The organism is Bradyrhizobium icense, from assembly GCF_001693385.1.
In the GTDB taxonomy this organism is placed as follows: Bacteria; Pseudomonadota; Alphaproteobacteria; order Rhizobiales; family Xanthobacteraceae; genus Bradyrhizobium; species Bradyrhizobium icense.
In genome coordinates this window covers 3,049,353-3,070,984 of sequence record NZ_CP016428.1, presented here as the reverse complement: position 1 = coordinate 3,070,984, position 21,632 = coordinate 3,049,353, and the positions used below count along the sequence as shown (strand labels likewise).

20 protein-coding genes and 1 pseudogene are annotated in these 21,632 nt (G+C 61.5%); 6 read left to right on the top strand and 15 right to left on the bottom strand.

Going from position 1 to position 21,632, the window contains the following annotated elements; all coding sequences use genetic code 11:
• The first annotated feature begins 11 nt into the window (after positions 1 to 11).
• The 3 genes from pflA to LMTR13_RS14300 are packed head-to-tail and all read left to right on the top strand — an operon-like array spanning position 12 to position 3,351.
• A complete protein-coding gene (gene pflA, locus LMTR13_RS14310) occupies positions 12 to 839 on the top strand; it encodes a pyruvate formate-lyase-activating protein (protein WP_065728436.1) in 828 nt (275 codons plus the stop codon).
• A 27-nt stretch (positions 840 to 866) separates the two neighbouring features.
• Positions 867 to 2,468: an aspartate:alanine exchanger family transporter gene (locus LMTR13_RS14305; RefSeq protein ID WP_065728435.1), complete on the top strand. Its 1,602-nt coding sequence runs from the start codon at positions 867 to 869 to the stop codon at positions 2,466 to 2,468.
• A 25-nt stretch (positions 2,469 to 2,493) separates the two neighbouring features.
• Positions 2,494 to 3,351: a formate/nitrite transporter family protein gene (locus tag LMTR13_RS14300; protein ID WP_065728434.1), complete on the top strand. Its 858-nt coding sequence runs from the start codon at positions 2,494 to 2,496 to the stop codon at positions 3,349 to 3,351.
• 34 nt (positions 3,352 to 3,385) lie between these two features.
• Here LMTR13_RS14300 and LMTR13_RS14295 read toward each other — a convergent pair whose 3' ends face one another.
• Complete coding sequence (locus tag LMTR13_RS14295) at positions 3,386 to 5,596, bottom strand: DUF3141 domain-containing protein (protein WP_065728433.1); 2,211 nt, start codon at positions 5,594 to 5,596, stop codon at positions 3,386 to 3,388.
• A gap of 115 nt (positions 5,597 to 5,711) precedes the next feature.
• On the opposite strand from LMTR13_RS14295, the gene LMTR13_RS14290 reads away from it, so the two are divergent.
• Both LMTR13_RS14290 and LMTR13_RS39250 read left to right on the top strand, forming a co-directional pair.
• Complete coding sequence (locus LMTR13_RS14290) at positions 5,712 to 6,230, top strand: GNAT family N-acetyltransferase (RefSeq protein ID WP_065728432.1); 519 nt, start codon at positions 5,712 to 5,714, stop codon at positions 6,228 to 6,230.
• A gap of 100 nt (positions 6,231 to 6,330) precedes the next feature.
• Positions 6,331 to 6,513 (top strand): hypothetical protein, encoded by a 183-nt coding sequence (locus LMTR13_RS39250; RefSeq protein WP_083219042.1) that lies wholly within the window; start codon positions 6,331 to 6,333, stop codon positions 6,511 to 6,513.
• Positions 6,514 to 6,576: 63 nt separating this feature from the next.
• On the opposite strand, the gene cax is transcribed toward LMTR13_RS39250, so the two are convergent.
• The 5 genes and pseudogenes from cax to LMTR13_RS14270 form a co-directional block, all read right to left on the bottom strand.
• Entirely contained in the window at positions 6,577 to 7,680 is a 1,104-nt protein-coding gene (gene cax / locus LMTR13_RS14285; protein ID WP_065728431.1) for a calcium/proton exchanger, read from the bottom strand.
• A gap of 372 nt (positions 7,681 to 8,052) precedes the next feature.
• Positions 8,053 to 8,256: pseudogene (locus LMTR13_RS42480) on the bottom strand (hypothetical protein); the annotation flags it as partial.
• Positions 8,257 to 8,930: 674 nt separating this feature from the next.
• Positions 8,931 to 10,202, bottom strand: coding sequence for a radical SAM protein (locus LMTR13_RS14280; protein WP_065728430.1), 1,272 nt, complete (start codon positions 10,200 to 10,202; stop codon positions 8,931 to 8,933).
• Between the two features lie 94 nt (positions 10,203 to 10,296).
• Positions 10,297 to 10,488, bottom strand: coding sequence for a hypothetical protein (locus LMTR13_RS14275; protein WP_065728429.1), 192 nt, complete (start codon positions 10,486 to 10,488; stop codon positions 10,297 to 10,299).
• On the bottom strand, positions 10,485 to 11,213 hold the full coding sequence (locus LMTR13_RS14270) for an SAM hydrolase/SAM-dependent halogenase family protein (protein WP_065728428.1): 729 nt from the start codon (positions 11,211 to 11,213) through the stop codon (positions 10,485 to 10,487). The genes LMTR13_RS14275 and LMTR13_RS14270 overlap by 4 nt, the downstream gene beginning before the upstream one ends.
• Positions 11,214 to 11,365: 152 nt before the next feature.
• On the opposite strand from LMTR13_RS14270, the gene LMTR13_RS14265 reads away from it, so the two are divergent.
• Entirely contained in the window at positions 11,366 to 11,572 is a 207-nt protein-coding gene (locus LMTR13_RS14265; protein WP_249727198.1) for a DUF2905 domain-containing protein, read from the top strand.
• A gap of 1,032 nt (positions 11,573 to 12,604) precedes the next feature.
• Here LMTR13_RS14265 and LMTR13_RS39240 read toward each other — a convergent pair.
• The 9 genes from LMTR13_RS39240 to LMTR13_RS14225 form a co-directional block, all read right to left on the bottom strand.
• The gene (locus LMTR13_RS39240) at positions 12,605 to 12,766 is read right to left on the bottom strand and encodes an amidase family protein (RefSeq protein WP_083219040.1); all 162 of its coding nucleotides are present in this window, start codon (positions 12,764 to 12,766) and stop codon (positions 12,605 to 12,607) included.
• Complete coding sequence (locus LMTR13_RS40750; protein ID WP_156795624.1) at positions 12,763 to 12,936, bottom strand: YeeE/YedE family protein; 174 nt, start codon at positions 12,934 to 12,936, stop codon at positions 12,763 to 12,765. The genes LMTR13_RS39240 and LMTR13_RS40750 overlap by 4 nt, the downstream gene beginning before the upstream one ends.
• A 92-nt stretch (positions 12,937 to 13,028) precedes the next feature.
• Entirely contained in the window at positions 13,029 to 14,090 is a 1,062-nt protein-coding gene (locus LMTR13_RS14255) for a YncE family protein (RefSeq protein ID WP_156795623.1), read from the bottom strand.
• A 488-nt stretch (positions 14,091 to 14,578) separates the two neighbouring features.
• Positions 14,579 to 16,117, bottom strand: coding sequence for an amidase (locus tag LMTR13_RS14250; RefSeq protein ID WP_065732682.1), 1,539 nt, complete (start codon positions 16,115 to 16,117; stop codon positions 14,579 to 14,581).
• A 671-nt stretch (positions 16,118 to 16,788) separates the two neighbouring features.
• A complete protein-coding gene (locus tag LMTR13_RS14245; protein WP_065728425.1) occupies positions 16,789 to 17,493 on the bottom strand; it encodes an ABC transporter ATP-binding protein in 705 nt (234 codons plus the stop codon).
• The gene (locus LMTR13_RS14240) at positions 17,486 to 18,268 is read right to left on the bottom strand and encodes an ABC transporter ATP-binding protein (protein WP_065732681.1); all 783 of its coding nucleotides are present in this window, start codon (positions 18,266 to 18,268) and stop codon (positions 17,486 to 17,488) included. The genes LMTR13_RS14245 and LMTR13_RS14240 overlap by 8 nt, the downstream gene beginning before the upstream one ends.
• Positions 18,265 to 19,212, bottom strand: coding sequence for a branched-chain amino acid ABC transporter permease (locus LMTR13_RS14235; protein WP_065728424.1), 948 nt, complete (start codon positions 19,210 to 19,212; stop codon positions 18,265 to 18,267). The genes LMTR13_RS14240 and LMTR13_RS14235 overlap by 4 nt, the downstream gene beginning before the upstream one ends.
• On the bottom strand, positions 19,212 to 20,084 hold the full coding sequence (locus LMTR13_RS14230; RefSeq protein ID WP_065728423.1) for a branched-chain amino acid ABC transporter permease: 873 nt from the start codon (positions 20,082 to 20,084) through the stop codon (positions 19,212 to 19,214). The genes LMTR13_RS14235 and LMTR13_RS14230 overlap by 1 nt, the downstream gene beginning before the upstream one ends.
• A gap of 311 nt (positions 20,085 to 20,395) precedes the next feature.
• Positions 20,396 to 21,544 carry an ABC transporter substrate-binding protein gene (locus tag LMTR13_RS14225; protein WP_418219795.1) on the bottom strand — a complete coding sequence of 383 codons (1,149 nt, stop codon included), beginning with the start codon at positions 21,542 to 21,544 and terminating at the stop codon, positions 20,396 to 20,398.
• Positions 21,545 to 21,632 lie beyond the last annotated feature (88 nt).

Here is a 21,632-nt window from a genome sequence, read left to right as displayed (position 1 = left end):
CGGGGTCTTCGATGTCGACCCCGCAGGCACTCGAATCGGGAAGCCGTCACGACCTGCGCACGGGCGCTTCGCCCGACGCGCCCGATGAGGACAAGTTCAAGGACGAGGAAGGCGCATTCGGCTACTGCCATTCCTACGAGACGTCCTCGCGCTACGACGGTCCGGGCCTGCGTGTCGTGCTGTTCGTCTCCGGCTGCCTGCTCCGCTGCACCTATTGCCACAACCCGGACACGTGGCACCTCAAGGACGGAACATACGTTTCGGCCGAACAGGTGCTGCGTCGCCTTGGTGACTTCGCTCCGTCACTGCGCGACCTCGGAGGCGGGCTGACCATATCGGGCGGCGAAGCGATGGTTCAGCTCGCCTTCGTCAAGCGTATCTTCGCAGGCGCCAAGGCGATGGGCCTGCATACGGCCATCGAAACCTCCGGTTTCCTCGGCGATCGCGCCGACGATGCCTTTCTGAATACCATCGACCTTGTGCTGCTCGACATCAAAAGCTCCGATCCCGACACCTATCGCAGGGTAACGGGGCGGGACATCGCGCCGACGCTGCGCTTCGCCCAGCGGCTCGCGTCGATTGGCAAGCCCGTTTGGGTGCGCTTCACCCTTGTGCCCGGCGCCACCGACGACCCGGAAAACGTCGCCGGCATCGCGCGCTTTGTCGCCCCCATGAAGAATGTCGAATGGGTCGAGGTGCAGCCCTTCCATCAGATGGGTTCATTCAAATGGAAGGCGATGGGCCTCGACTACAAGCACCACGATACACCACCCCCCTCTCGCGAGCTGGTGAACAGAGTCATCGGTCAGTTTCGCGATGCGGGCTGTAACGCCCGGTAACAGACCTGGATTGCTCCGGAGAGAAGAATGTTGGACCTAGCCCGCGACATCATAGGAAGCCAGCCGATCCTGACGGCATTTCTCGCCATTGGCGTGGGTTATCTGGTGGGGCAGATCAGCATCGGCGGCTTCTCGCTCGGTGTGGGCGCCGTGCTCTTTGTGGGCCTGGCCATCGGTGCGTTCGCGCCGAAAGCCCAGATCATTGGGCCGATCGGGCTGACCGGGCTTATCATGTTCCTCTATGGCATCGGCATTCTCTACGGCCGGCAGTTCTTCGAAGGCATGGTCGGCGCCGGGCAAAAATACAATTTTCTGGCGCTTATCGCCTGTCTGGCGGGCCTCGGTGTCGCGCTGGCGTTGGGACAGCTCTTCGGTATCAAGATCGGCCATACGCTCGGCCTCTACGCGGGTTCGATGACAAGCACGGCAACGCTGCAGGCGGCGCTTGATGTCACCCAGACGAAGGATCCCTCGATTGGTTACTCGATTGGTTATCCCTTTGGCGTCATCGGTCCGATCCTTTGCATTTATTTCATGACGCGCCTCGTGCAGCCGAAATTCCCGGCCAAAACCCAGCGCTTTCACATGGGCGAAATTTCCATTGGCCCCAACTTCGCCGGACGCACGCTCGACGAATTGAGCAAGCAAGCTCTGAGCTATGTCCAGGTCACAATGGTTCGCAAGGCGGGCCAGAACATCGTCCCAGCGGGCGATACGGTGCTATCGGCAGGTGATGCCCTGCTCGTTGTCGGCGAAAGCCGGGATGCGATCTCACGGGCGGCAGCCAAGCTTGGAAAGCTTGAGCCGGGCCGGCTCGCCAGCGACCGTGCCGATCTAGATTACATCCGCGTTTTCGTCGGCAAGGCCAGCGTGGTGGGAATCCCGCTCTCAAGTTTGCCGATGCCTTCTGGCTTTCCGACGCACCTGCTGCACGTACGGCGCTACGATGCCGACCTGGTGCCGTCACCCGACCTGATGCTGGAATTTGGCGATCGCGTCGGCGTGCTGACGCCGCCGGACCGCAAGGAGGATATTCGCAAGCACTTCGGCGATACGGTGAAAGCGACTGCTGAATTTAGCTACGTATCCCTTGGACTCGGGATGGTGATGGGCGTCCTCCTCGGCCTGATCCCGATCCCGATTCCGGGAGTCGGCGTCGTGACTCTTGGTATCGGCGGCGGCCCGCTAATCGTCGCCCTCATCCTCGGCAAACTACGCCGCACCGGACCCATGCTCTGGACCATGCCGTTGCCGGCGAACATCGTCCTGCGAAACTTCGGTCTTGCGATGTTCCTTGCCACCGTGGGCGTCAATGCCGGACAACCCTTTGTCCGCACCGTCGCCGAATCAGGCTTCACCATGCTGTTCATCGGTGCCGCCGTCCTCCTTACCACGGTGGCGATCGTGCTGCTGGTCGGTCACTACCTCATGCGCATCCCGTACGATGACCTCGTCGGCATCGCGTCAGGTGCAACGGGCAATCCCGCCATTCTCGTCTATTCGACCAAGATGGCGCCGACCGAGCGGCCTGACATCGGCTACGCCATGATCTTTCCATCGATGACGCTGGTGAAGGTGATCGCCGTGCAGATCATCGGACTTCTTGCCATAGGCAGCACGGGTGGATGAAGGACGTAGTCGCGTGAAATCCAGGATGACCGAACCGGCGTCCGCGCCCCAAGTTCCGATCTTCAACCTGCGGGCCTATAGCCCCGCGGAGATCGAGGAGGCCGTGGAAAAGGTTGGCGTGAAGAAGGCAAATCTGCCTTTTCTGACCTCCTTCATGCTGGCGATCGTGGCCGGCGGCGGCATCGGATTTGGCGCGCTTTACTACTCCATCGTGGCCAGTGATCCGACGTTGAGCTTCGCTACCGTGCGCGTCGTCGGGGGGCTTGTTTTCACCCTCGGACTGACTCTTGTTCTTATCGGTGGAGCCGAGTTGTTTACCGGCAACAACCTGATCGTGATGGCATGGGCCAGCGGCAAGGTTTCCACGCGTACGATGCTCCGCAACTGGGCCATCGTCTACTTCGGCAATTTCGTTGGGGCGCTTGGGCTCATTGTCCTGGTCTTTTATTCGCATCATCTCGACATGAATGATGGCCGCGTCGGTGCGTCGGTATTGAACACGGCGGCTGGAAAGATCCGTCCGGATGTGATCGCGTTGTTCTTCAAAGGCATTCTGTGCAACGTCCTCGTGTGCGCGGCACTCTGGCTTGCCTATGCGGGCCGCACGGTAACTGACAAGATGGTTGCCCTCATACTGCCGATCTCTGCCTTCATAGCCGCCGGCTTCGAGCACTGCGTTGCCAACATGTATTTCCTGCCGTTGGCGTGGTTGCTGGTCCAAACAGGTCAGGTTCCAGCAGACTTCGATTCATCGCTCATCACGCTTTCCGGCATACTGCACAACCTCGTGCCGGTTACACTGGGCAATATCGTGGGCGGCGCCGGCTTTGTCGGCGCCGTCTACTGGGCGATCTATCGAGTAACGTTCGGCAAATCCCGTTGAGAAGACGGTCCGGGGCACCCATACGCAAGCGATCCTAGGACGCCCTGTTCCCGAATGACCTGACGTTCGAGCTGTCCGCCGCATCAAGCCCGAACAGCCCTGCCACTTGCTTCAGGCGATTTGCCACCTCACCGGATATTTCCGCACTCGCCGAGAGCACTTCCTGAATGGCAGCGAAGGCCTTGCGGCGCTCACCTTTGTTCTCGGGCAGGAGCGTTGGGATGGCCGCGAGCGCGGCCTCCCGGTCGAGCAGCAGCATGAAGAACTGCTCCCGCACCAGCATCTTGAACTCGGCCAGCGTCATCCGCGCCGACTCGTCCTGCTGGCGCAGCCGCCGCAATGCCTCGAGGCTGCGTTCGTCCACCATGCCGCGGGCCGACCCAACATAGAGCAGCGCCCGGATAGCGGCCTCCCTCAAACCGCCGGCTCCAATCTTCGACTTCAATTCCTTGATACGTGCCTCCAGAAACGCACGGTGCTTCGGGTCCATCTCGCGCTGGCGCGAGGGTGTCGATTTCGGACCGATCCCGACGGCGGCCTGCAATGCAGGCGAGCCATAGATGGACAAGAACATTGCTTCGCTGAGCGCTTCCTGGGAGTCTCGCCATTGGTCGAGCGAACGGACGATCTGCTTCGATATCTTTTCCTGCAAGACCAGGAAGGGATTGTCCATGGTCACCGATTTGCGATCCTCGCGCGCCCTCTCTGCTGCGCCCTCTACCATCTTCATCCAGGGATTTTGGCTGCTGAACATCTCATATTGCAGCCGTAGCGGATGCCAATTGCGCATCAGCTCCGCCATCTGCGGTGTCACCATCGACTTGATCCAGGGCTGGAGGTACTTCCGGTACGCCGCGAGATTCATTTCCGAGATGCGCTTGGCAGTCTCGAAGCGGCGCTCATCCTCCGGCGAGTTGCCGCCCATGGCGCGAATATCGTCCAGCGTACGAGCCTCGCAGCGCATAACCCACTGCCCCACCGTGAACTCATCATTGAGCGTTTCCGGCCCCCTCGCCTCAAAGGTCGCCTCATAGAGGCCGGGCGGCAGAACATCGATCAGGTCGATGTTGCTGGAGAATTCCGCGTGCTCCTTCTTGGCCACCCCGCCGGAGACGAAAATGCCAAGGTGACCGATCGTCTCATGCACCGTATAGACGATGGTTTGGCCGTACGCCCTGATCTCGTCGACGTTGGCATAGAGGTCGAGGATCCAGTGCAGCGCCTGCTGCGGCGGGGTGATGTTGTCACCCTTTGAGCAGAACACAACGATCGGCGAACGGATGTTGCGGAGGTCGACCGCCGTACCGTCAGACATCTTGACCTGGCCGGCAGCGAGATTGTTGCCGATGAAGAGTTCATCGACGATGAATTGAATCTCTTCCGCGTTGAGGTTGACGTGTCCGCCCCACCAGCGCTCGAATTCGAGATAGCGGTCGGCCTCGGAATCGACCTTGGAGTACACATTGTACTGCTTGGTCCACAGCGTGTTGGACGGATTTTGGCTCTCGAAATTTTGCACCAGCCAGGCGCCATCGAACTTTCCGCCGCCGAGATCACTGGATAACGCCGTCAGCCAGCTTCCCCCGAGCAGTCCGCCCGAATAGCGCATCGGATACTTGCCGTGCACGCCGGCCCAATAGGCGAGCGGCGCGCCAGCGATGATCAGCGGACCAAACAGTTGGGGTCGCAGTGAAGCGAGGATCATGACCGCCCAACCCGCCTGGCAGTTGCCGATCACGCACGGCTTGCCGTCGGCCTCCGGATGTCGCTCGATCACTTTCTCGATGAAGATGGCCTCGGCCCGCGCGATACGCTCGATGGTCTGGCCGGGCATGGGCTCGGGCAGGAACCCTATGAAGTAGCAGGGATGGCCCGCCTTCATCGCGACCCCGATCTCACTGTCAGCCTTGAATCCGCCAATGCCCGGTCCATGCCCGGCGCGGGGATCGACCACGACGAAGGGCCGGCGTTTCAGATCGATCTCTACGCCCTTGGGCGGGATGATCCTAACCAGCGCGTAGTTGACAGGATGCTCGAGCTTGCGGCCATCTATGATGAGTTCCGCGGCATAGCTCAATACGTGCGGCGCCGTCTGCGCCACATGCTCGCGATATTGGTCGCCGCGCTGGCGCATGATGTCGAGGAACAGCGCCGTGCGCTGTCCGGCATCGACCATATACTCCACTGCGGAGGCAACGAGCCCCGACATTGCGCCGCCGGGCAGTTCCAGTTTCTCGAGAGACATTCGTACGATCCTCCTACTGGAAAGCAGATAGAAGGCGGCTCAAACCTGGCAGACGTTGATTTAAGTCAATACCGCTCAAGCACCCGTCGGCACTGCTAGAAGCGGAAGGAAATGGATGCAGGACCTGGCGAACTACTCTGCTACCGAACACCTGCGCGACGGCCGCGAGGTCAAGATCCGCGCGCTACAGCCCGACGACAAGGACGACATGCTAGCGGCTATCGGCCGCACCGGGACACAGTCGCTGCAACGTCGCTTCTTTGTGGTGAAGCGAGGCTTCTCGGAAACGGAAATCGCCTTCTTCATGAATATCGATTTCGTCAATCACGCCGCCCTCGTCGCACTCGCCGAGGAAGATGGACGGAGCGTCATCATTGGCGGCGGACGCTACGTCGTTACCCAACCCGGCCAGGCCGAGATCGCCTTTGTCGTGATCGACAATTATCAGAGCCAAGGCCTGGGTACGATGTTGATGCGCCACCTGTCGATCATTGCCCGAAGGGCTGGAGTGAAGGAATTGATCGCCGAGGTCCTGCCCGAGAACGTTGCCATGCGGAAAGTCTTTGAGAAATTCGGCTTCCGAGCTCAACGCGGAAGTGATCCGCAGGTATTGCACCTTGTACTGAAGCTCTGACGAAACAGGATGATGAGAGTTGCAGGCCATCGACCTGAATCAAGGCCGCCTTAGCTTTTGCCAGATGGAAGAATAGCGCCGGTTCACAAGGAGGAGAAATATGGGTGAAACCACAAAGCTCTCCGTCGAAAAAGCACTTAACCGACTGCGTAAGGCCGATGCCTCGCCCAAATCAAAGGCAGCGCGTCGCGATGAGGAGATGAATGCGCTTGATGAAGAGACCAAGCGCATGAGGGCGCAGAGACTCCGGCTGGAGCGGCGCCCGAAGCCACCCTCATCGTGAGCAATGTTTCGGGAGGTGTGCGGCAACAAAGTCGTGGAGGACCTCCCTTTCCCCGCCTGCTGATCAATGGGCGTGCACGCCCGGAGGAACGATGTAGAGGGTCATGGCAAAGATCGCATAGATGAATATCAGCAGCGCGCCGATAAACCATGCAGAGCGTCCGCTGTTGGTTATGAAGCAAGACGTCACGGTTGCGATCATCACCATCGTAACTGCGCCCGGCCAAAACAGCAGATCCATTGGCTTGGGGCCAATGAAGTAACTGAGCACGACGAGAACCGGCGCGACAAAAAGAGCGATCTGGGACGCGCTGCCCAGCGCAATGCTGACGCTCATATCAAGGCGGTTCTTCCGCGCCGCAGAGAATGCAACGGCCATTTCAGCCGCACCACCGACAAGCGCCACCACGATAAACCCGACGAAGGCCGGGCTCATGCCCAACGTCTCTCCCGCCTTCTGGACAGATCCGACGAAAATCTCGCTAACAAGTGCTACGAGAATGGTGACGATGATCAAGGTTCCGACGGCTAAGCCGGTAGGCCAGGCCCCATACGCATCCTTGCCGTCGTGATTCGCGCTGACAAACAGGTCCTTGTGCGTTCGAAGCGAAAACAACAGACTCAACGCGTATGCCGATATGAGCAAGATCGCCAAGCCGATACTTAGCTTCTGCGATACAGCCTCTCCTTGCGCCAAATTCAGATCAGCCACCGCCGCGGGGGCAAGAAGCGCGATTGTGGCCATCAACAGCAAGGCCGCATGAAGCCGCCCGCTGGCGCGATTGTAATCCTGCACCCGATGACGCAACCCGCCTAACAGGAACGACGCACCCAACATAAAGAGAGAGTTAGTGACGATTGCGCCGGCAATCGAGGCCTTCACAAGCATATACTCTCCGGCGCGGAGAGCAGCCAACGCGATTATCAGCTCCGTCAGATTCCCCAAGGTCGCGTTGAGCAACCCGCCCACCGCATCTCCCGTTTTCTCGGCCACACTCTCGGTTGCGTGGCTGAGTAAGGCAGCAAGAGGCACAATCGCCAACACGGCGAGGACAAACAATGAGGTATGCGCCGAAGGCGCAATTATTTCGACAACAAGCACAGTCGGAACGAAGACAAGCATCCAAAGGAGCGGGCTGTGTCGAATTTCTTTGAATAGCGGGTTCATGTGACCTGACCCATAAGGGTTCTGCCGACAAATCGCACACGTGAGCGCCGGTCTGGACCTTGATTTAAGTCAAGCCCATTAGTTGGTTGTGCCGCGATCTGAGTCGCTACTCCGCTATGCGCTCTTTGCACGGAGGCTACTAACTGCTCCCGCGAAGCTGAGCTTGCAGATGACGTCTCCGCTGTCATAGCGGTGAGTTCTGGCCATGATCGGAGCGATGAAACGATGGCGCTACGCCCGCCTTTGCCCCTCGCCCTGAAGCTGCATCATTGCCTATTAATAAGGCGCGAAGACTGCGCGGAGCGCCTTGCGCGCGGTGATCCCGCAGAAGATTATTAAGCGCGATTGCAAGTCCGGCTTGCGGCTGCAGGCCTACCGTAGACCTAATGGCGAGCGCCGGTAGCCATTGTTTCGAGCCTCACTTCTGCACACAAAACTGCCGGTAAACCCCAACGCGTAGCGCTTCTGACCCCTGGTGTAGTATCGCTCACGTCTGAAATCGAGCCAGACGACGGTATCGCCGGGACAATGGCGTTGCGCCTGCGACTCATAACGGAAGGGCGTCAGGGACTGTGCCAGCACGCCACGCGACGCACACAAATTGAGGACTAGCAATACGTTGAGGGCAAACAAGGTGGCGGAACAATGATAGAAGCTCAATCGCATGTCTGGCCTGCTTCGTTTTCTCATCACTCGACGCTTCAGTGGAAAACCGGAGTTCCTGAATTTCTAGGTCGTCGGTTGGCATACAAAATCAGATTGCTAGCGGGAAAGCGCTACCCAAACGTTCTCCCAACTCGATCGTGACGTTGAAGGCCAGATCGCCGCTCCGCTTTGGCGGACACGACGACGACTCTCTTTGGCCGCCATACGCCGCCTAGCGCAGAATCTTGTTCGCTAACAAGCAATCGTCAGTCGGACGGTACAGCATTTAGTACAGCATAGCTGGCAACGACTGCGCTTAAGTGCTGATCGCGCTTTGCTTTTTGAGATGTCCCGGTCCAATCCATCATGGGCGCGCAAGAAAACTTCCAGCGTAAGTCATTCATTTCGTTTATTTATTTTTCTCTCGCTCGGTCCTGCGTATGACTGGACCGACTGAAGAATTTCGTGCGACCGAGCTTCCGCAGATTGGTTTCTCTAGGATCATATCCGACTAGATTGGAAGCGAAAATCGCGCTTTCGCACTCTCGGTGCACACGGCTCGAACCTGGGACGGCTGATTAAGAAGCGCATGCTTCAGCGAGTTATCAGATCTTGAGCATCGCCGATATGCCGAAAGTATTGCGACGCTCGAATGTAGCGGTCTCGAATTTGAGGCCTAGTTCGCGAGCGCGGCGCCAAGAATCCTCAAGCTCCGCGTGCGTCGGTCGGCGGGCGATCTCCGCGTATTTGTCCCGGTACTTGGCGCTCGCCGGATCACAGAAATTGTCGGGATGGAACTGCGCCATCACGTTCACCGGCGCGGCCGGCACGCGCTCGGCAATCCATTCCAGCACCGGATATGTGCAGCACTCGATGTGATTGGGCATCACCAGGTGGCGGATCGAGAAATCCTCCCCCCACTCGTCGAGCAGCTCAATGTTGCGCGTCACCGTCTCCCAGTACCATGGCGTCTTCGCCAGCGTCGTCGCGCAGCGGCCGGGACCGAATTTGAAATCGGGGAGCCACACATCGGTCAGGATGCGCAGGATCCTCATGCTTTCGAGAGTCATGAAGAAGTTGCTGTTCCAGAGCATCGGCGCATTGAACGCCTCGTCATAGAGAGCGGCATCGGGCACCTCGTCGTACCAGAGAAAACGGTCAGCCTTCGTTTTGCGCGCTCGCGCCAGCTCCGCCTGCGTGGGCGTGTAGTCGCGGCCCAACAACGCGATGGCGTCGACGATGGCATGCAGGTGAATGACGACCTCGCCGCCGACCCAATTGATGTTGTGGCAACCCTCGCGGCGCAGCGTCCAGGCCATCGCCGCTAGCGTGCGCGGGTCCGTCTCTTCGCCATTGTCTTTATCGGTGCTGATGTCACCGTTCTGGCAGAAGGCGCACCGCATGTTGCATGAGGTGAAGAAGATCGTGCCCGAGCCCTCGCTGCCGCGATAGAACAGTTCCTCGCCGGTGTGATGGAAATGCGAGCTCACGCGCGAGCCGGCGGCGAGTTTGCAGGCGCCGAACCTGGCCCCCAACGCACGGTCGACGCGGCAATCCCATGGACAGAAATTGCAGTGTCCGAGCATGCGGTAGGCGAGCTCGCGGCACAGCTCCAGCAGGCTCGGTCCTTCCGCCGCCGGCGGCAATCGTTGACCCGCCCGGATCGCCTCCCAGCGCGCGAGAAATATCGGCGTGAGGCGGTCGAGTTCGACCCAGAGCGCACCCTCGCTGCTGGTCGCCGGGTCGAGCTTCGTGGCGACCGTCGCGGCAATGCGAAACTTGGCCGGTCGCTGGTTCTCCGCAACGGCCAGGTACCAGGACAAGGCACCGTAGATGGCCGGGTCGTCCCAAACTGTCAGTCTGGTCAAATCGCTCATGGGACCTGCTCCCCCGCCCTGGCAGCGGCTGGTGAAGCGCGATCGCGCTCCGGCAACCATAGGAGGCTTGCTTTAAAGTTCAGACTTCGCGATTTCACTGCACCCGGTATTTGCTCATGTAGTGTTTGCGCAGGATCTTGCGGATCTGCTCCGCAAGGCGCCTGTTAGCGCTAGCCTGCGGTTTGTCGCGGCGCTCCGGCTGCTTCGGCCGATGCGGATGAGGGCGCTGCTCGGTCCAATGTTGATTTCGGGTCAAAGCGGCAAGCCTTTGTTCATGCGACGTCATGCGACAATCTCGACCGGACCGCCGATGGCAAGACCGAGATCGCGGTCCGCCCGCCCCTGATTGACGGCAATTTCGGCAAGCCCGTTGGAGTTCTCATACCAGAAGGCCACGCCTGGCGGCAGATCGCTGAAGGTCCTCGCGCGGTCCAGAACCCGACCTGCCGCGGTCAGCCTTGCGCCGGGCGGCAGCATAGCCGCCCTCAGCCCGGTCATCGCATTGCCGTAGTGATCGATGTAGACGATCTCGCAGAGGTCGTCCGGCCAGTCTGCTCGGCGATCTGCGTCATCGTGACGTGGCTGGCCGGGGGGCGGATCATCGCGCGCCAGCATGGCTGCCACCGGGGCGAAGAGGTCGCGCCCGTGAAAACTGGCCGAGAGATGCTTCGGCTTCCAGTCGATGTCCCAGCTGCGCGTCTCTTGGGCTCTACGCTGGATCAGCTCAAACAAGCCGTTGCCGGGACCGACATACCAGCGGCCATCGGCCTCGAGAAAAATGGATGGCCGCGTTCCGCCGACGCCGGGATCGACAACGCAGAGAAAGACGGTTCGCACCGGAAACCATCCAGCATAGGCCGCCAACAGATACGCCGATGCCCTGGAATTGCCGACTGGCGCATCGGCGAAGAGGTCGATAATGGGTATGCCCGGCGCCATCTGGTGCAGCACCGCCTTCATCTGACCCGTATACGGGCCGTGCAACCCAAAATCCGTGAACAGGGCAATCATGGTGTTAGCTTGCCCAACTGCGTGTATGCACTTCGCTCGAAAACGCTATACTGACCCATCCGAGCCGTGCGACGGACGCGGTCACAACAGCACGCCAAATCCCGCTTGGTCTCCCTCAATCGGCTCGCCACTGTGATCGTAGGCTCGGCGCAATGTCGATCTCGCGTCTGCTTATCATCTTCGGCTTGTCGCTCGTTGCGCTTGGGCTGCTATGGCCAGTGATCAACAAGATCGGCTTGGGCCGGTTGCCCGGCGACATTGTCATCGAGCGCGACAACTTCCGCGTTTATATCCCGCTCGCAACATCGCTGCTGGTCAGCGTGATCCTTTCCCTGATCCTTTGGCTCGCTAACCGTTAGCCGTCGGCGCCTCTTGCTCTGGGTGGACGACGCTCGGGAGCGTTCGCGGCCTGCTTGCCGGCAGCATCATCGTCTGCGCCGTGAGCAGCCACGGTATCCACATAAATCGTGTGGCCTGCACCCAAAACGTGAAAGGGTTAGCTGCCTCGAACGAGGACCCGAGCGCTTCGAAGGATGGCGTTGCCCGCAGGTTGATTGATATCTGCTCCCAATCACCATTCGGCGATTGCCGGTGAACGATGTCGATGTCGAGGTCGGCCAAACGAGCGCTTGCTCTCGTGGCATCGCATCGGCCTTTACCACCTCCATGCACAGGTTCCACCACGCCGGGCACATACCTGTCGCGACTGGCCTGTTCATTATCGCTCATCATTCCCGGCAATGAAAGCTCGGAGACTTGCGGCTACGAACACGGCCGCGGCGTGCGGAAGGATAGGCCCCCCACCTCCTTGAGGCGCGCATAGCTCATCTGCGCCGGTTGAAGCCGGTTGGCCGTGAGCTGTGCCGGCCGCACGCCTTGCCTGCAAGAAGACCTTCGACCGGTCGTCATTTGCCCTCCCAAGCCAGTCGGTTCCGCGCGGTGGGCGCGGCACGAGCTGCGCGAGGCGGGCCACCCGTCGACGGACATCCTCGATTTGAATGTCCGATGGATGCCGTGGCCGCAACCAAGGCAGGCACGCGTAAACGGAGGCGCTTTGTGACAGTCCCTGCGTATGGGTGGCTGCGCATAGCCCGAAACTGCTCGGGGCGGGGTACAAAGATCTGGGTCGACGTCTTCCATCTTGTTTCTCCCTTCGGTTCGCTAGAAGCGCCCGTATGCGTCTCTTGCCTCCGCAGTCATGAGAGAATCTGGTCTTACATAGCCCTGCGACCGAGTGCGCATTTGAGGGCTATCCTAATAACCTGTCATCTGGAGAGCAGACGATGAGGGTGGACCGTAAACGGCAGAGGCTCGCGTCGGATAGCGCGCGGGCCTCCGCTTCCGAACCTTGGACGCTAGTGTTGTCGTTAGCCGGCAATTTGCTGCTGCTTCTACCCGACGGTCTGGAACGCGTCAGCCGCACGCAGCACGGTGCCGTCCTCCCAGTGGCGCCCGATCAGCATCATGCCGACAGGGAGCCCTGCCGACATGCCTGCCGGAACCGTGGCGGCGGGATGGCCAGTAACGTCGAACGGGCAAGTGTTGGAAATCATTTCGAGTGCCTGCGCAACGCAATCTCACCGGGGCGCGGATTGAGCAGCCTTCCCGCGATGTCGCCGATCCCAGCCATGCGCCCGTTCGCCGCCAGCAGTAGTAAGGTTGCGACGCCATTCAGGATGCCGCCAACCAGGGCGCTTACCGGTGCAAAGTTCTCGACCACCATCGTTGCACCAAAACAGCCTCAGCCGTTTCAGCCGGTCCACATCCTGGATACCGGCTGTTTCTTTTTGGCGCGAGCAACCTGCGGCACGGAGGTTACCTTATTTGGCGTACGCCAATGCCATGAAAATCGCTCTTCTCGTTCCCCTTCGCCGGCTCGATCAGCTTGATCAGCTTGCGTTCCGGGATGCTCACCACCGAGAATCCGGGCGTCGTCCCCTTCGCCAGATGCGGTGCCGACACCGGGTTTGGGCCGCGCAGGCTGATGAAAGCAAACTGCGAGTCAGGCGACATTGCAATGATATCCGGCGTCGGCCCGATGTCCTTCAACTCGGCCATGATGTCGAACGTCTTGGCATCAAGGATGATGCCGTTGCTGGACACTCGGTTCACCATCCAGATCTCGCGGCCGTTCGGTGTCGCCCAAGTGCCGTGCGCATCGAAGCCGCGGCTTTCGCCCTGCTTCACCACCTTGTGGGTCCCGGTCTCCAATACGTACCAGACGCCGACTTCCTTGTCGCCGCCGTTGATGATGATGTGCTTCTTGTCCGGGAGCGCCACGGTTCCGCAATTCGCACGTATCTCGGTCGCCGGAAAAGCGGCAACCAGTTCGAACTTCTGGGTGTCGAGAACGACAAGGCCACCGTCCTTCAACGCCGGTCCGAGCGTCACATAGGCGAAGCGGCCATCCGCCGAATAGTCGTGGCAGATCGCCCGCGTCACACTGAACCTGTCGGCGGCTTTCTTGATCATCGGGTCGTCGGCAATTACAAGAGTCCGGCCGAGAGTAAATTCGCCCCTTTGCTTGTCGATCTTGATCTCGACGAGCCTGCCGGAGCGCGGATCCTTCGGATCGCCGATCACGTCGGCGATCACCGCACTGTCGTCGGGCTTCACCACCGCCATGTGGGTGCCCGGCCCGGTCTTGAGCACTGAAACGACTTGGCGGTCCGCCGTTCGGATCATGGAGACATCCCCGGACGCAGTGCTGGCGATGAAGGCATGGGCGTAGTCGGAGGTGAAGTGGATCATGTGCGGCACACGTACTCCGTGCGCGTTCATGTCGATGCGGCCAACTTCTTCAAGCCTGGCGTTGTAAATGTGAACGATGTTGGTGCCCTGATCGAGCGCCCAAATCTCGTATCCTTGGGCACTCAAGGGACCAGTCGGCAGCAGAACTGCGGTCGCCGCGAAGGCAGTCACCGCCAACCGAGCTGCTAAATGGCGGAAAGATTCGCCCAGAGCCTCGCGGCACTGTTCAAACATGCACATGCTATCCTCCCCTGATCGTGTGGGTGCGGCATATTCAACGGCGGATATCGTACTCCAACCCGCCGCGAACCAGAATATTCTGGCGAAGTGATTGCGCCGAGCTCCCGGTCCGGCGTGATGTGATGGTTTGGAGGGGCGAACATCACGTAATGCAGAGCCGATCGATCCGGCGATCGGGACAACCCACTAGTGCCATCGCATTGTCGAATGCGGGTTTTTGACCGGGACCTGATCCGCATGGCCAGCGGTCATGTGAACCGGACCTGCAGGCCGAACATATGGCCGCACCGACCAATCCTGCATACGCGAAGAAAGCTCTTGCCTCCAAACCTTGGACCCCGGCGGCGCCGTTAGCCGGCAATTTGCTGCTGCTTCTACCCGACGGTCTGGAACGCGTCGGCCGCACGCAACACGGTGCCGTCCTCCCAGTGGCGCCCGATCAGCATCATGCCGACAGGGAGCCCTGCCGACATGCCTGCCGGAACCGTCGCGGCAGGATGGCCCGTGACGTCGAACGGGCAAGTGTTGGAAATCATTTCGAGTGCCCGCGCAACGTAGTCCTCGCGGCTCGCGTCCGGAGCTGGGAGTAGCGTGGCCTTCAAAGGTAACGTCGGCATGAGCAGGAGATCGACGCCTTTGAGCGCCTCGTCATAGGTAGCGCGTAGCACGCGCGCGAGGTTTTGGGCCTTGGCGTAGTAGCGGCCCTGATAGTTGTCCTGCATGTACTGACCGAGCAGGACGACGAGCTTGACGGTCTCCGAAAGGTCGTTGGCGCGCACCCGCCGGCTCCGGCCGTAGAAGTCCAGCAGCGAAGTCGTGTAGTGCCCTTTCCAGTTGGTTCCCATGCTGTTGCCCGCGACCATCAGCGCCGTGGCGCCCTCGACGGCGATCGCGTTCCAGATATGGATGCCGTCGCGGTGGAGGGGGATCGATACCTCGCTCACGGTTCCCCCCGCTCGCGTCAAGCGCTGCGCCGCCTCGCGCACCATCGCGTCGACATCGGGCTCGGAATTGGGCCAGCCAAACCCTTCCTTGACGATCCCGATCCGCAGGCCGCGGGCGTCTCCGGTGAGCTGCTTGGTATACGCTTCCGTACGCATTCCCGCCGGTTGGCGCGGGTCGAGGCCATCGGCCCCGGCGAGCACCTCGAGAAGTCGGGCGGCATCGTCGGCGGTACGGGCAATGGGCCCGGTATGATCAAGTGTTAGTTCAATCGGGAAGACACCTGTGTATGGCACAAGCCCGTGGGTGGGCTTGTGGCCAACCGCTCCGCAGTACGAGCTGGGAATTCGGATCGACCCTCCCTGGTCGCCCCCGATAGCCATGTCGCACTCGCCGGCGACGACGAGCGCCGCGCTGCCGCTGGAGGAGCCTCCGGCAGATCGCTTCGGATCGTGCGGATTGAGCACGGGTCCGGTGTCGGAGGTATGGCTACCGCCCGAGAAGCAAAGATGCTCACACACGGCCTTGCCGACGATCTCCCCACCTGCATCGAGGATGCGGGTCACAATGGTCGCGTCCACGTCGGGGACGTAGCCCTCCAGCACGTTGGAACCGTTCATCATCGGGATGCCGGCGACGCACACATTGTCTTTGATGGCGATTTTCTTGCCCGCGAGAGCCCCCGAAGTTGCGCCTTTGATCGAGCACCTCCAGTACCAAGCGTTAAGCCGATTGTCCGAGGCGCGCGGACGGAACCCGGCGTCCCGCAGGTACTTCACCGCCAATGTCGGCTCCGCGAACTGGTCCAGGCGACGGTACGAGGCGAGCACGCCGTCCATGAGGTTGCGGAACGACGTCAGATCGTCGCGGCTGAGAGCCAAGTTGTAGGATTTGGCGATGCGCTCCAATTCAGGCAGCGGTGGCTTGCGCAGAATCCGTGGCGCCGTCGCCGTTGAGGGTGGCAGTTGCATGCCCGCCTCGGCGGCCGCACGAACGGGCGTTGTCGCCGCGGCGACAACGGTTGCTGCTGCGCCGGCCGCGCCGGCATGAAGGAAGCGACGACGCGAATAGTCTGGCGAGACTCTCATAGCACATCCTCCCTCGACCAATGGTTGACCTCTCAAATTCACCGCTCGCCCTAAAGCGTCGGGACCGTCTGGTGGTCGGTGGCCGCGACGGTCACCAAGCGGAGGCCGCCGACGCTGCGGCCGGCGTGCCAAGCTGCAACATCACAATGAGTCCTTGCATCCGGACGGGGCTGAGGCGCAGCAGCCGCATGAGGTCGAGACGTGAGGCCTGGCCGATGGATCGGTTGCGGTGATGAAGGCCACTGCAGGATGCCTCCGGCATCCTCGCACGGACTACGGAGCGACGCGCCGTCCAACAGGCAGATTATCGTGCAGCCACCGGCGATCTTCAAGAGCTTGCGTCAGTGCGCTCGTCAGCGACGTCGCGGAGCACGTCGACGGTCGCGACACAGGCATAGTCAAGCCACGCGCGCGATGTCTCTGCCTGGCCCATATTCGAACAGCGCTTTGATCGCCGCGATGTCCGCTCTTGGACTGCCGGCTAACGCGGATCTTCGACCAAGCTAGCCGATCACTAACTCTTGCACACATTTCCGCGAACGCAAGGTCCCGCTTCAATCCGCACCGAGATATGCCGCCTTGACCTTGGGATCGGACAACAGCACCGAGGCCGCGCCGGTCGAGGCGATGCGGCCGGTCTCGAGCACGTAGCCGCGGTCGGCGATTTCGAGCGCAGCGGTGGCGTTCTGTTCGACCAAGAGCACGGTAATGCCGCTCGCCTTCAGCGCCACGATGGCGGCGAGGATCTGGTCGACGAGAATGGGCGACAGCCCGAGCGACGGCTCGTCGAGCAACAGCAGTTTGGGTTTTCCCATCAGCGCGCGGCCGATCGCCAGCATCTGCTGCTGACCGCCGGACAGCCCGCCGGCGACGAGGTGGCGCTTCTCGCGCAGCACCGGAAACATCGCAAACACCCGCTCGCGGTCGCTCTCGATCTCGCCGTCGCGCCGCATGTAGGCGCCGAGCCGCAGATTGTCCTCGACGCTCAGGGGGCCGAACACCTGCCGCCCCTCCGGCGACTGCGTCACGCCGCGCTCCACCCGCCGGTGCGGCGACAGCCTGTCGATGCGCGTGCCGAAAAAGCGGATTTCGCCGCCGGTAATCGGCTGCACACCCGACAGCGCGCGCAACAGCGTAGTCTTGCCGGCGCCGTTGGAGCCGATCAGCGCCACCACCTCGCCTGTGCGCACCTCGAGGCTGACGCCCTTCAGCACCTCGATGCGGCCGTAGGCGCTGTGTAGGTTCGAAACCTCAAGCACGTGCCGCCTCCCCCGCCCGGTGTTTGCCGAGATAGGCCTCCAGCACCGCCGGATTGTCGCGCACCTCGCGCGGCGTACCTTCCGTCAGCGGCCGGCCGCCCTCCAGCACCAGGATCCGGTCGGAAATCTTCATCACCAGCTTCATGTCGTGCTCGACCAGCACCACCGCAATGCCTTTTGCAGCAACCCGGCGCACCAGTTGATCGATCTCTTCAGTTTCCACCGCGTTGCAGCCGGCCGCCGGCTCGTCGAGCAGCAGCACGCGCGGCTCGGCGGCGAGCGCGCGGGCGATTTCGAGCCGCTTACAGGCGCCGTACGGCAGCGATCCGGCCAATTGATCGGCGCTGCCACGCAGGCCCACTCCGTCGAGCAGTGCCAGCGCCGCCTCGCGTGTTGCGCGGTTCTGGCGCGTCACCGACGGCAGCCGGAACAGGTCGGCGAACAGGTTGCAGGTTTCGCGCAAATGCCGCCCGACCATCACGTTCTCGGCAGCGGTCATGCGTTGGAAAATCTGCAGGTTCTGGAAGGTGCGCGACAGGCCACGGGCAGCGAGCATGTCGGGCGCAAGGCCAGTCACGTCCTCGCCCACCAGCTCGACGCGCCCCTGATCCGTCTCGTAGAGACCCGACACCACATTGAACAGCGTGGTCTTGCCTGCGCCGTTCGGCCCGATGATGGAGAGAATCTGGCCCGCATCGACAGCGAAGCTGACGCCGTCGATGGCTTTGACGCCGCCGAACGAAATTCCAATGTTGCTGGCAGCCAGGATCGTCATGCGCGCACCCGCCTTGCCAGCCATTTCGACGCGGTGGGCACGATGCCGTCGCGCATGAAGATCATCGACACGATGATGATCAGGCCGAGCAGCACATGCTCATACTCCTGGAACACCGTCAGCACCTGCGGCAGCGTGATCAGGACCGCGGCGCCGACGATGCTGCCGACCACCGAGCCGAGCCCGCCCAGCACCACCATGGTGACGAGCTCGATCGAGTGCAGGAAGCCGGCCTGATCCGGATTGATGAAGCCGTTCATCATGGCGAGCATGGAACCCGCCAGCGACGCATAGACCGCCGCAATGACGAAGGCCTGCAGCTTGAAGCGGGCGACGTCGATGCCGGCGACGCGCGCGGCGATTTCGCTATCGTGCAAAGCACGAAAGGCACGGCCGGTCGGCGTCTCGCCGAGATTGAGTGCGATCCAGGTGCCGACGACCAGCACGCTGCCGGAGATCCAGTACCAGGTGCTCGAACCGCTGGCGCGCCATCCGAACAGCGACAGTTTTGCTACCGCCATACCGTCCGGCCCACCGGTCCAGCGGCTTTCGGTGGTGATCACCAGCGCCACCAGCACGCCGAGGCCGAGCGTCGCGATCGCGAGGTAATGCCCTTTCAGGCGTAGGACCGGACGGCCGACTAGCCAGGCCGACGCTGCCGAAATCACCGCGCCGATGAGCAGCGCACCCCACGACGGCAGGCCGAGATGCGCCGGCCCGATCGCAACCGCATAGGCACCGATGCCGAAGAACCCGGCGTGGCCGAGGCTGACTTGGCCCGCCTGCCCCATCAGGATGTTGAGGCCGATCGCCGCGAACGCCGACACCCACACCAGCGATGCGACACGAAAGTAATAGCTGGACGGAAACAGCAGCGGCAGCACGACCACGATCGCGGCCAGCACGATCAGCGTCACACTGCGATGGCCGAACCATGCCGGCATTAGACCCTCTCCACCACGCGCCGCCCGAACAGGCCCCGCGGCATGGCGAATAGCACGACGAGAATGACGATGAAGGCGAACGCATCCTTGTAGGTCGAGCTGATGTAGCCTGCCCCGAACGCCTCGAGCAGGCCGAGCAGGAGCCCGCCCGCCACCGCGCCAAGCGGATTGCCCATGCCGCCGAGCATCGCCGCAGCAAAACCTTTCAGCGCGAGCAGCGTACCGACATCATAGCTCGTCAGGGTGATCGGCGTGATCAGGATGCCGGCGATGGCGCCGATGGCCGCCGATCCGCCGAACGCCAAGGCCATCACTGTTGCGGTGTTGATCCCGACGAGGCGCGCCGCCAGCCGGTTCGCCGCGGTGGCGAGCACCGCCTTGCCGAGCAAAGTGCGTTCAAGAAACGCGTACAGCAACAGGACGATCACCGCGGTGCCGCCGAGCACCCAGAAACTCTGCGGCTGCACCGCGGCGCCGAACAGATTGACCGGTGCGTCGCCGGAGAACGACGGCAGCTTGTGGAATTGCTTGTCGAAAAGGATCTGCGCCGCGCCGCGCAGCAGGATCGAAGCGCCGATGGTGATGATGATCAAAGTGACGGCGGAGGCGCCGCGCGCTGGCTCGATCGCAAGCCAATACAGCAAAAGTCCGACGGCAACAGCGGCGACAACTGCAATGAGCGCCGCGAGCGGCAGCGGAACGCCCGCGGCGGCAACAAACACCGTCACCATGCCGCCCAGCATGACGAACTCACCCTGCGCGAAATTAATCACGTCGGAGGCGTTGTAGACCAGCGTGAAGCCGAGCGCGACCAGCGCATAGACCGCGCCAACGGTCAGCCCCGACATCAGGAATTGGAAAAATTCGGCCATGACCCTCAGCGGCTCGCGTTGGCGCGCGTTCAAGCATTGCGGTGGCCTCATCCTTCGAGAAGGCGCTTCGCGCCTCCTCAGGATGAGGGTCTGTGTCATATTTTCTGCGTCATACGCGGGCTTGCCCCCGCGTATCCATTTCTTGCGGCGCGCATCCATCCTCTTGAATAAGGATGGATTGCCGGATCAAGTCCCGAAATGACGCATCAAGTGCAACGCGCTCCCTCTTCCCTCATGGTGAGGCGCGCGGCGCGGCCGCGCGTCTCGAACCATGAGGCCGTTAGCCCTGAAGTCTCGAACGCGATCATGCTTCAGGTCCCCGGCGCCAGCAGGCTCCAGTCGCCGCCTTTGATTTCGAGCGTGCGGAACGCCGAGAGATCGAGCCCGAGGTGGTCGGTCGGCGACATGTTAACCACGCCGCCGGTGCCGACAAACCCCTTGGTCTTCTCGATTTCGTCGCGCAGCTTTTTCGGGTCGGTCGAATTCGCCCGCTTCATGGCCTCGACCAGGATGAAGAGGCCGTCATAGGCATGGCCGCCGAAGGTCGAGACCGGCTGCTTCGTGGTATCTTCATAGGTCTTCTTATAGTCGACCACGACCTTCTTCTGCGGATCGCTGTCCGGCAGCTTGTCACCGACAAGCAGCGCCGCCGCCGGCAGGCGCACGCCTTCCGCCGCCGGGCCTGCGAGCTCGATGAAGCTCTTCGAGGCCACGCCATGGCTTTGATAGAGCGGCGTCGCGGTCATGCCGAGCTGGGCGTAGTTGCGGGTCACGATCGCCGGGCCCTGGCCGAATCCGGCATTGACCACCGCCTGGATCCCGGCGGTGTTCTTGATCTTGGTCAGCTGCGCGGTCATGTCGCTGTCGCGCGGACCGTAAGTCTCTTCGGTGATGATCTGGATACCGTAGTTCGGCGCCACCTTGGTGCACTGCGCCCGCATCGACGTGCTAAAGCCTTCAGTGCCGGAGATCATGGCGATCTTCGTCAGGTTGCGCTGCTTCAGGTTCTCGAAGATTTTTTCGCAGGCCATCTTGTCGGTGTGCGGCGTCTTGAAAACATACTTGCGGACCGGCTCGATGATTTCGATCGCGCCGCCGAGCGAAATGAGCGGCACCTGCGCTTCCTCGAACACCGGAATCATTGCCATGGTGGTGCCGGTGGTCGATCCGCCCACCATCGCCACGACCTTGTCGTCCTCGATCAGCCGCGTGGCAAAGGTGCGAGCCTTGTTGGCGTCGCCGCCGTCGTCATAGATTACGAGCTCGATCTTCTTGCCGCCGACGCCACCGGCGCTGTTGATCTTGTCGACGTACATCCGCAGCGTCTTGTCCTCCGGCTCGCCGAGGAACGAGGCTGGGCCGGTGATCGAGAGGATCGAACCGATCTTGATGGTCTGCTGCGCAAATGCGGGATGGCACAGCACCAAGCTGAGCGCGCCGGCCGCAACAAGACGTTTCATGGCTGAGAGCGGTGTCATGAATTCCTCCTGGTCTCGGGGTGCTTGTTTTGCAGATAGCTTGCCCGGCGCATCCATTCGAGCGATGAGC